General features: G+C 40.5%; 9 protein-coding genes and 1 pseudogene. 7 read left to right on the top strand and 3 right to left on the bottom strand.

What is annotated here, in order from left to right; genetic code table 11:
- Positions 1 to 123: 123 nt before the first annotated feature.
- Positions 124 to 1,431 (top strand): hypothetical protein, encoded by a 1,308-nt coding sequence (locus EWZ81_RS02620; RefSeq protein ID WP_165548927.1) that lies wholly within the window; start codon positions 124 to 126, stop codon positions 1,429 to 1,431.
- A gap of 6 nt (positions 1,432 to 1,437) precedes the next feature.
- Here EWZ81_RS02620 and EWZ81_RS02615 read toward each other — a convergent pair whose 3' ends face one another.
- Complete coding sequence (locus tag EWZ81_RS02615) at positions 1,438 to 2,100, bottom strand: outer membrane protein (protein WP_165548926.1); 663 nt, start codon at positions 2,098 to 2,100, stop codon at positions 1,438 to 1,440.
- Positions 2,101 to 2,391: 291 nt separating this feature from the next.
- Here EWZ81_RS02615 and EWZ81_RS02610 point away from each other — a divergent pair, with 291 nt between their 5' ends.
- The 6 genes from EWZ81_RS02610 (at position 2,392) to EWZ81_RS02585 (ending at position 7,882) form a co-directional block, all read left to right on the top strand.
- Positions 2,392 to 2,952 carry a pyruvate flavodoxin oxidoreductase subunit gamma gene (locus tag EWZ81_RS02610; RefSeq protein WP_000486459.1) on the top strand — a complete coding sequence of 187 codons (561 nt, stop codon included), beginning with the start codon at positions 2,392 to 2,394 and terminating at the stop codon, positions 2,950 to 2,952.
- A 15-nt stretch (positions 2,953 to 2,967) separates the two neighbouring features.
- On the top strand, positions 2,968 to 3,360 hold the full coding sequence (locus EWZ81_RS02605; protein ID WP_000656174.1) for a 4Fe-4S dicluster-binding protein: 393 nt from the start codon (positions 2,968 to 2,970) through the stop codon (positions 3,358 to 3,360).
- A gap of 9 nt (positions 3,361 to 3,369) precedes the next feature.
- On the top strand, positions 3,370 to 4,593 hold the full coding sequence (locus tag EWZ81_RS02600; RefSeq protein WP_165548925.1) for a 2-oxoacid:ferredoxin oxidoreductase subunit alpha: 1,224 nt from the start codon (positions 3,370 to 3,372) through the stop codon (positions 4,591 to 4,593).
- A 12-nt stretch (positions 4,594 to 4,605) separates the two neighbouring features.
- Entirely contained in the window at positions 4,606 to 5,550 is a 945-nt protein-coding gene (locus tag EWZ81_RS02595; RefSeq protein ID WP_108349515.1) for a thiamine pyrophosphate-dependent enzyme, read from the top strand.
- Between the two features lie 107 nt (positions 5,551 to 5,657).
- A complete protein-coding gene (gene purB / locus EWZ81_RS02590) occupies positions 5,658 to 6,980 on the top strand; it encodes an adenylosuccinate lyase (protein WP_165548924.1) in 1,323 nt (440 codons plus the stop codon).
- A 68-nt stretch (positions 6,981 to 7,048) separates the two neighbouring features.
- Positions 7,049 to 7,882 (top strand): outer membrane protein, encoded by an 834-nt coding sequence (locus EWZ81_RS02585; RefSeq protein WP_165548923.1) that lies wholly within the window; start codon positions 7,049 to 7,051, stop codon positions 7,880 to 7,882.
- On the opposite strand, the gene uvrB is transcribed toward EWZ81_RS02585, so the two are convergent.
- Together uvrB and EWZ81_RS02575 are read right to left on the bottom strand one after the other, a co-directional pair.
- Entirely contained in the window at positions 7,879 to 9,855 is a 1,977-nt protein-coding gene (gene uvrB / locus EWZ81_RS02580) for an excinuclease ABC subunit UvrB (protein WP_165548922.1), read from the bottom strand. The two genes, EWZ81_RS02585 and uvrB, sit on opposite strands and share 4 nt — an antisense overlap.
- A 67-nt stretch (positions 9,856 to 9,922) precedes the next feature.
- Positions 9,923 to 10,129 (bottom strand): annotated as a pseudogene (locus EWZ81_RS02575) (hypothetical protein); the annotation flags it as partial.

Here is a 10,129-nt window from a genome sequence, read left to right as displayed (position 1 = left end):
CCGAACTTGAAAGGGTTCTGTTTTTTGGTTTTTATGCTGTTTTTAAAGCAAATTAATTTAAAATTTTATCTTATTTTTGCCACCATTTTTAAAAGGCGTTGATGAAAGGGGCTGTATTCTGATTTGATTTCCTTAAAAAAATCTCTTTGTGCGTTGTTGTTTTCAGGTTTTTTCATACCACCCTTAATGAAAGCGGCTAGTTTTGTCTATGACTTGAAGTTCATGAGCTTTAATTTCAATCTGGCTTCCCCTCCAAATAACCCTTATTGGAATAGCCTAACCAAAATGCAAGCCCGTCTCATGCCTCAAATCGGCGTCCAATTGGACAAAAGACAGGCCTTGATGTTTGGGGCGTGGTTTATTCAAAATTTGCACACGCATTATAGCTACTTCCCTTATTCGTGGGGGGTTACCATGTATTACCAATACATAGGGAAAAATTTGAGACTTTTTTTAGGCATTGTGCCACGAAGCTATCAAATAGGGCATTACCCTTTAAGCGCTTTTAAAAAACTTTTCTGGTTTATAGACCCTACTTTTAGGGGAGGAGCGTTTCAATTCAAACCGGCTTATGATCCTAACCGCTGGTGGAATGGGTGGTTTGAGGGCGTTGTGGATTGGTATGGGGGGCGTAATTGGAACAACCAACCCAAAAAGAAAAATTACGATTTTAACCAATTCTTGTATTTTGTTTCTTCAGAATTTCAGTTTCTTAAAGGGTATTTAGGTTTAGGGGGGCAGCTTGTGATTTTTCATAACGCCAGCTCTCATAGCATGGGAGATAATTACCCTTACGGCGGTAATTCCTACTTAAAACCAGGCGATGCAACCCCGCAATGGCCTAATGGCTACCCCTATTTCAGTCAAAAAAATAACCTACAAGGCGGAGAAATAGGGAAATACTCTAACCCTACCATTTTAGACAGGGTTTATTACCACGCTTATTTAAAAGCGGATTTTAAAAATCTCATGCCCTATATGGACAATATTTTCATGACTTTTGGCACGCAGTCGTCTCAAACCCATTATTGCGTGCGTTATGCTAGCGAGTGTAAAAACGCTCAATTTTATAACAGCTTTGGGGGGGAATTTTACGCTCAAGCGCAATACAAAGGCTTTGGGATTTTTAACAGATACTATTTTTCCAACAAACCCCAAATGCACTTTTACGCTACTTATGGCCAATCCCTTTATACCGGATTGCCATGGTATAGAGCCCCTAATTTTGACATGATAGGCCTTTATTATCTTTATAAAAACAAATGGTTAAGCGTGCGAGCGGATGCGTTTTTTAGCTTTGTGGGTGGGGGCGATGGGTATCATTTGTATGGCAAGGGGGGTAAGTGGTTTGTGATGTATCAGCAATTTTTAACCCTAACCATAGACACACGAGAGTTGATTGATTTTGTCAAATCTAAAATCCCTAAATAACTATATCTAAAAATTATAGATATAATTGAAATAAGCTACCGGTAGGCGTTGCCATAAAGTGGTCGCACTCAAGCCATCAACGATTTCCGTTTTTTTGTTAGGAATGACAGGGAATTTCAACCCAAAGGTGATTTCATTGTGGAAAAAGCCAAAACGAAAACCCACTTTCACAAGCAATTGGAAAAGCGAGTTTTCTTTGCCTAAATATTGAGCGATAATCCCATGCATGGTCCCTCCTGGCATGTAAGTCGCCCCAGCGATGCCTAAACCAAACTCCAACCCCAAAAACATCTTTGGCGAATTGAAAGCGTCCCACAAACCGCTAAATTCTAAACCATAGGTAGAAATATAGGATTTGTGAGAAGAAAAGGTCTGATCGTAAAACAACCCGTAACGGAAACCCACATGCTCTACAGCTTGCGTTTTAGCCACAAATTTCCCCCCTAACACCACACCAAAGCCATTGCCGGTCATGAAATACGATTTATCTACAGACTCGGTGCTAAAAGATGTGTTGATCGCGCTAAGCTGATACCCAACCCCTAAATAAAACGTATTCCTGTCCGCAAATTTAGGTTTTTTTGATTTTTCATCGAGCTCTGCCTCTGCGGCTTGAAGCGATGATAATAACGCCATGCCCATCAATATTTTAACCATTGTTTTATCCATAACCCAATTCCTTTTGTTATCCTGCCCCACACTTGCCCTATATAGAACTAAGATCAAATCACACCCTAAATAATAACAAAGTTTAAAATAAATATTAGTAGTTTTGATTAAGAACGCCTATCTTTTTAGAATAAATAGCCATAAAATAGCCATAATTCTTGTAGGTATGCCCCCATTTTCCTATAAAAATTCCTAAAAAGATATTGTTATAAGACACATTAATAGTTTTTCTTGTATAATATTTGGGCTAAATTCAATTTATTTTATACGATATTAAGGAGACATATTACCATGTTTCAAATTAGATGGCATGCGCGAGCTGGTCAAGGCGCTATCACCGGTGCTAAAGGGCTAGCTGATGTGATTTCAAAAACAGGCAAAGAAGTGCAAGCGTTCGCTTCTTATGGTTCAGCTAAAAGGGGGGCTGCTATGATGGCTTATAACCGCATTGATGATGAGCCGATTTTAAACCATGAACGCTTCATGCAACCGGATTATGTGCTAGTGATTGACCCTGGTTTGGTTTTTATTGAAAACATCTTCGCTAATGAAAAAGAAGACACGACTTATATCATCACTAGTTATCTCAGCAAAGAAGAATTGTTTGAAAAAAAACCTGAATTAAAAACCCGTAAGGTGTTTTTAGTGGATTGTTTAAAAATCTCTATGGAAACCTTAAAACGCCCTATCCCTAACACGCCCATGTTAGGGGCTTTAATGAAAGTGTCTGGCATGCTTGAAATCGGGGCTTTTAAAGAAGCTTTTAAAAAAGTTTTAGGCAAAAAACTCACGCAAGAAGTCATTGACGCTAACATGCTCGCTATCCAAAGAGCTTATGAAGAAGTTCAATAACATTAAGGAACAAAGATGAAAGATTGGAATGAATTTGAAATGGGAGCGGTGCTCTTCCCTTTTGAAAAGAACGCGCAAAGCGAAATGGAAAAACACAATGATGAGCGCCATTATACCGAACAGAGTTACTTCACCACTTCAGTGGCTCATTGGCGCGTGGCTAAGCCTGTGCATAACAATAATATTTGTATCAATTGCTTTAATTGTTGGGTTTATTGCCCAGACGCTGCCATTCTTTCAAGAGAGGGCAAATTAAAGGGCGTGGATTATTCTCATTGTAAGGGCTGTGGCGTGTGCGTGGATGTCTGCCCCACTAACCCTAAATCCCTATGGATGTTTGAAGAACAAATTGAGCCTGCCACCGCTCTCACTCAATGGCCGCAAAAACAAGAAAAGAAAAAATCATAAGGAAAAAATATGGCAAAAAGTATCGAATTGCAAGAGATAGAAGTGTGGGATGGCAACACCGCTAGCTCTAACGCTTTAAGACAGGCCCAAATTGATGTCATCGCAGCCTATCCTATCACCCCATCAACGCCCATTGTGCAAAATTATGGCTCGTTTAAGGATAATGGCTATGTTGATGGCGAATTCGTTTTAGTGGAATCTGAGCATGCCGCTATGAGCGCATGCGTGGGAGCTGCTGCAGCTGGAGGAAGGGTCAGCACTGCGACTAGCTCTCAAGGTTTGGCGTTAATGGTAGAGGTTTTATACCAGGCTTCTGGCATGCGTTTGCCTATTGTTTTGAATTTAGTCAATCGCGCTTTAGCAGCCCCTTTGAATATCCATGGCGATCATTCTGATATGTATTTAAGCAGGGATTCTGGCTGGATCAGTTTATGCACATGCAACCCTCAAGAAGCTTACGATTTCACTTTAATGGCGTTTAGAATCGCAGAGCATCAAAAGGTGCGCGTGCCTACTATTGTCAATCAAGACGGGTTTTTATGCTCGCACACCGTGCAAAATGTCCGCCCTTTGAGCGATGCAGTGGCTTATCAATTCGTAGGCGAATACCAAACCAAGCATTCCCTTTTGGATTTTGATAAACCGGTAAGCTATGGTGCGCAAGCTGAAGAAGAATGGCATTATGAGCATAAAGCCCAACTCCACCATGCGATCATGAGCGCGTCTTCTGTGATTGAAGAAGTGTTCAATGATTTCGCTAAACTCACAGGCAGACAATACCGTTTGACTAAAACTTTCCAGCTAGAAGACGCTGAAATCGCTATCTTTGCGTTAGGCACTACTTATGAATCAGCGATCGTAGCGGCTAAAGAAATGCGTAAAAAAGGCATTAATGCCGGCGTGGCTACCATCCATTCCTTGCGCCCTTTCCCTTATGAAAGATTAGGGCAGGATTTGAAAAATCTTAAAGCTTTGGCGATTTTAGACAAGAGCTCTCCAGCGGGCGCTATGGGGGCGATGTTTAATGAAGTAACGAGTGCGGTGTATCAAACGCAAGGGACTAAACACCCCGTGGTGTCTAACTACATTTATGGTTTAGGCGAAAGGGATATGACAATCGCACATTTATGCGAAATTTTTGAAGAAATCAATGAAGACGCTCTTAAAGGCACGCTCACGCACCCTACCCAACAATTCGTAGGTTTGCACGGCCCTAAAATGAGCTTTTTTTAAAAAGGAAATATCATGGTAAAAGAAGTCAAAACACTCAAAGGTTTTAGCCAAAGCACTGAGAAATTTCAAGGCTCGCACTTGCTTTGCCCCGGTTGTGGGCATGGCATTATTGTGCGCGAAGTTTTAAACGCTGTAGATGGGCCTATTGTTTTAGGCAATTCTACCGGTTGTTTAGAGGTATGCTCGGCGGTGTATCCGCACACTTCATGGGATGTGCCTTGGATTCATATCGGTTTTGAAAACGGATCTACCGCGATTTCAGGGGTGGAAGCGATGTATAAGGCTTTAGTGAATAAGGGCCGTTATCAAGGTCAAAAGCCAAAATTTGTGGCGTTTGGAGGCGATGGGGCCAGTTATGATATTGGTTTTCAATTCATCAGCGGTTGCATGGAAAGAGGGCATGACATGACTTACATTTGCCTAGATAATGAAAACTACGCCAATACCGGCGGTCAAAGAAGCGGCTCTACGCCATTAGGGGCTAGCACTTCTACCACGCCAGCAGGATCGGTTAGCTTTGGTAAAAAAGAAAAGAAAAAAGACATCGTCAATATCATGGCAAGCCATGGGGTCCCTTATGTGGCACAACTCTCGCCTAACAAATGGAAAGACATGAACAAAAAGATTAAAACCGCGCTAGACACTGAAGGGCCTTGCTTTATCAACGCTCTTAGCCCATGCACGACTGAATGGAAATTTGAATCCAATAAAACCATTGAATTAGCGGATATGGCTGTGGATAGCTTGATGTTCCCCTTATTTGAAATCTTTAATGGCAGGGAATTGAAAATCACTTACCGCCCAAGAAATATCATTCCTGTAAGGGATTATTTAGGGGCACAAAAACGCTTCAAACACCTTTTCAAAAAAGAAAACGAACACATCATTGAAGAATTGCAAAAAGATGTGAATGAGCGTTGGGAATACTTGCAACGCAGAGAAGAAGCTAAAGTATAACCCTTTAATTAAATCAAGGGGCTTTCTTGTGCCTTGTGCGATTTTGCCCCTTGATTCTTTAAACCCCTTTAAAGTAACATGATCCCATTTTGATTTAAGGATTGTCGGTGTTAGAACGCTACGCGAATGAAGAAATGAAAGCCCTATGGAATGAGCAAACCAAATTTGAAACTTATTTGGAAGTGGAAAAAGCTATCGTTAGGGCATGGAACAAGCTTGGGCAAATCCAAGATAGCGATTGTGAAAAAATCTGCTTAAAAGCGGCATTCAATCTTGAACGCATCAAAGAAATTGAAAAAACCACTAAGCATGATTTAATCGCTTTCACTACTTGCGTGGCTGAAAGCTTGGGCGAAGAGTCTCGCTTTTTTCATTATGGGATCACTTCTAGCGATTGCATTGATACGGCTATGGCGTTATTGATGACCAAAAGCTTAAAACTCATTCAAAAAGGCGTTAAAAACCTCTATGAAACCCTTAAAAATAGGGCTTTAGAGCATCAAGACACGCTAATGGTAGGCAGAAGCCATGGGGTGTTTGGCGAACCCATTACTTTTGGCTTAGTGTTAGCCCTTTTTGCTGATGAAATCAAACGGCATTTAAAAGCCTTAGATTTAACGATGGAATTTATCAGCGTAGGAGCGATCAGTGGGGCTATGGGGAATTTCGCGCACGCTCCCTTAGAATTAGAAGAATTAGCATGCGGATTTTTAGGCTTAAAAACCGCTAATATCAGCAATCAAGTCATTCAAAGAGACCGCTACGCTAGGCTTGCATGCGATCTGGCTCTTTTAGCGAGCAGTTGTGAAAAAATCGCTGTCAATATCCGCCATTTGCAACGCAGTGAAGTCTATGAAGTGGAAGAAGCTTTTTCAACAGGGCAAAAGGGAAGCTCTGCGATGCCTCACAAAAGAAACCCCATATTGAGCGAGAATATCACCGGGCTTTGCAGGGTGATTCGCTCTTTTACTACCCCTATGCTAGAAAATGTCGCCTTATGGCATGAAAGGGACATGAGCCATAGCTCTGTGGAGCGTTTTGCCTTGCCTGATCTGTTTATCACTAGCGATTTCATGCTCAGCCGTTTGAATGGCGTGATTGAAAATCTGGTGGTTTATCCTAAAAACATGCTTAAAAATTTAGCTTTGAGTGGGGGGCTAGTCTTTTCGCAACGGGTGTTATTGGAATTGCCTAAAAAAGGCTTGAGCCGAGAAGAAAGCTATTCTATCGTGCAAGAAAATGCGATGAAAATATGGGAGGTTTTGCAACAAGGCGCTTTTAAAAACGCTGATGAAAATTTGTTTTTAAACGCCCTACTCAATGATGAACGCTTGAAAAAATATTTGAGCGAGGACGAAATCAAAGCATGTTTTGATTACAGCTATTACACTAAAAATGTGGGAGCGATTTTTAAAAGGGTGTTTGAATAAGGCGCGTTTTTACAAAAACAAAACTATAAAATAAGCGGTAAAAAATTGAAGTTTTAATAAGGGGTTTTTTGAAACGAGCGTTATGGTTAATTTTAGGGCTTTTTTACGTGCTTAATGCAGAGAGCTTTAAAGATGTTTTGACTAAAGGGGATTACACTTTTTTTAATCAAAAGGTGGTTTCGCCTATCAAACGCTATGCGGATAGATCGGCGTTTTATCTGGGGCTTGGGTATCAACTAGGGAGCATTCAGCACAACTCTAGCAACTTGAATTTATCCCAACGATTCAATAAGAGTCAGATTATTTTCAGCGATAGTCTAAGCCCTGTTTTTAAAAATTCGTATGTGTCTAATGGCCTTGGCGTGCAAGTGGGCTATAAATGGGTGGGTAAGCATGAAGAGACGAAATGGTTTGGCTTCAGGTGGGGGCTGTTTTATGATCTGAGCGCCTCTCTTTATGGCTCTCAAGAATCGCAGTCTATCATCATTTCCACTTATGGCACTTATATGGATTTATTGCTTAACGCTTATAATGGGGATAAGTTTTTTGCTGGGTTCAATTTGGGGATCGCTTTTGCCGGGGTGTATGACAGATTGAGCGATGCGTTATTGTATCAAGCGCTTCTTCAAAACACTTTTGGCGGAAAAGTGAATCCAAATGGTTTCCAATTTTTGGTAAATTTAGGGGTTCGTTTAGGGAATAAGCGCAACCAATTTGGCTTTGGGATTAAAATCCCTACTTATTATTTTAACCATTATTATTCCATGAATAACATTAGTAATAATAGTGAAAATGTCTTAAAAGTTTTACGATTTTTAGAATACGGGATCAACAGCTTGTTGTATCAAGTTGATTTCAGGCGCAATTACTCGGTTTATTTCAACTACACTTATAGTTTTTAAAGCGTTCTTAATTGAGCGATTTCGTCTCTCAAACGCATCGCTTCTTCAAAATCCAAATTTTTCGCGCATTCTCGCATTTTTTTATCCAATTCTTTAATGATTTTTTCCCTTTCACTTTTAGGCATTTTGTCCTTTTTTAAGGCTTTAGCGATTCTAATCTCATCGTCTCTTAATTTCAATTCCTCTTCTAAAGCGCGAGTAACGGTTTTAGGGGTGATATTATGGATTTTATTGAACTCTTCTTGCTTGGCGCGCCTGTAACTGGTGATTTCAAAGGCTTTTTGCATGCTTTGAGTGGTTTTTTTAGCGTATAGTAAAACCTTACCATTAGCGTTTCTGGCGGCTCGCCCCATGGTTTGAATGAGGCTTGTTTCGCTCCTTAAAAACCCTTCTTTATCCGCATCCATGATCGCTACTAAAGAAACTTCAGGCAAATCCAACCCCTCTCTTAAAAGATTGATCCCTATTAAAACATCAAATTCCTTAAGCCTTAAAGAGCGGATGATGTGATTCCTTTCAATCGCATCAATTTCGCTATGCATGTAACGCACCTTTAAGCCCCATTCAGCATAATATTTACACAATTCTTCTGCCATTTTTTTAGTGAGCGTGGTGATTAGCACCCTTTCATCTCTGGCCACCACTAACTTGATTTCATCAAATAAATCCTGGACTTGCTTATCGCTGTCTCGCACTTCAAATTTAGGGTCTAAAAGCCCTGTAGGGCGAATGATTTGCTCAGCGACATTCTTTTTGGAAAGCTCTAATTCTAGCTTATTGGGCGTAGCGGACACAAAAAGGAACTGGCAATTTTTATGGATAAATTCATCAAATTTTAAAGGGCGGTTGTCTAAAGCGCTAGGCAATCTAAAACCATATTCCACTAAAACGCTTTTCCTGCTCATATCCCCTGCATACATCCCCCCAAACTGCGGCAAACTCACATGGCTTTCATCTACAATGACTAAAAACTCCCGCTCAAATATCCCTAAATAATCAAACAAGCAAAAAGGCGTTTCGTTAGGGGCTTTACCTGTAAAATGGCGTGCGTAATTTTCAATGCCCTTACACACACCGGTCGCGCTAATCATTTCTAAATCATGCTCGGTGCGTTGTTTGAGGCGGTTGTATTCAAGCATTTTATCCTGCTCTTTAAAAAATTTCAATCTTAAAGCGAGTTCATCTTCAATGCTTTTAATGGCTAAATTCAACCTCTCACTCCCTACGGCAAACTGACTGGCCGCATAAAGCATGACAGAATCCAAGCGCTTGATTTCATTTCTTTCTAAAGCGTCAAAGACCGCAATCCTTTCTATCTCATCGCCAAAAAATTCAATCCTGATAAATTCAGCGTCATTATAAGCGGGGAAAATATCCACGCATTCCCCCGTCGCTCTAAAGCTCCCCCTATCAAACACCACTTCATTACGGCTATAACCCATTTCCACTAGCTTTAATAAAAAGCTCTTGTAAGCGCGCTTCTCGCCCACTTTGATTTTTTCCATGACTTTTAAATATTCTTCAGGGTTACCCAAACCATAATTAGCCGAAACGCTCGCTATCACGATCACATCATCATAACCTAAAAGTGAGGTGGTCGCGCTCAATCTCAAACGCTCTAAATCATCATTAATAGAGCTGTCTTTTTCAATGAATAAATCCCTTCTAGGGATATAGCTTTCAGGCTGGTAGTAATCAAAGTGGGAGATAAAATACTCCACCCTATTGTGCGGGAAAAACGCCTTAAACTCGCTATAAAGCTGCGCGCATAAGGTCTTATTATGGCTCATGATCAGAGTGGGTTTATTGGTTTGAGCGATGACATTAGCCATCGTGTAAGTCTTACCGCTCCCTGTAACCCCCACTAGAGTTTGATAATGGTTGTTATTTTTTAAGCTTTTTATTAAAGCTTCTATGGCTTGGGGCTGATCGCCTGCTGGTGGATAAGGGCTTTTTAAATCAAATAAAGGCATCTTTAAACTCGCATTTTTTAGGGGTATTATAGTGGTTTTTAACAAGCCTTATTCAAACTCAAAAAAATCAATGTTTTGATAATGATCGCTTTTTCGCTTCGGTGATCTCGCTTGTGGCTTGGGTTTTTTCTTGCGTGATGTGGTTTAAAACTTCTTGCTTATTAGCGTTTATTTGCGTGGTAGCGCTTTCTTTAGCTTCGTTAATGTTAGTTATCGCTTGCGTTTGATTCGTGTTGATTTCGTTGTTAGCGTTCGTTTTAGCTTGGTTAATGTT

Source organism: Helicobacter pylori, assembly GCF_011140715.1.
Taxonomy (GTDB): domain Bacteria; phylum Campylobacterota; class Campylobacteria; order Campylobacterales; family Helicobacteraceae; genus Helicobacter; species Helicobacter pylori_DA.
The sequence above is the reverse complement of the archived record's forward strand: the minus strand, read 5'-3'. Positions and strand labels throughout refer to the sequence as shown.

Coding starts and splice junctions, on each gene's coding strand:
- EWZ81_RS02615 (WP_165548926.1), bottom strand. CDS start 2,100: ATGGATAAAACAATGGTTAAAATATTGATGGGCATGGCGTTATTATCA.
- EWZ81_RS02610 (WP_000486459.1), top strand. CDS start 2,392: ATGTTTCAAATTAGATGGCATGCGCGAGCTGGTCAAGGCGCTATCACC.
- EWZ81_RS02605 (WP_000656174.1), top strand. CDS start 2,968: ATGAAAGATTGGAATGAATTTGAAATGGGAGCGGTGCTCTTCCCTTTT.
- EWZ81_RS02600 (WP_165548925.1), top strand. CDS start 3,370: ATGGCAAAAAGTATCGAATTGCAAGAGATAGAAGTGTGGGATGGCAAC.
- EWZ81_RS02595 (WP_108349515.1), top strand. CDS start 4,606: ATGGTAAAAGAAGTCAAAACACTCAAAGGTTTTAGCCAAAGCACTGAG.
- uvrB (WP_165548922.1), bottom strand. CDS start 9,855: ATGCCTTTATTTGATTTAAAAAGCCCTTATCCACCAGCAGGCGATCAG.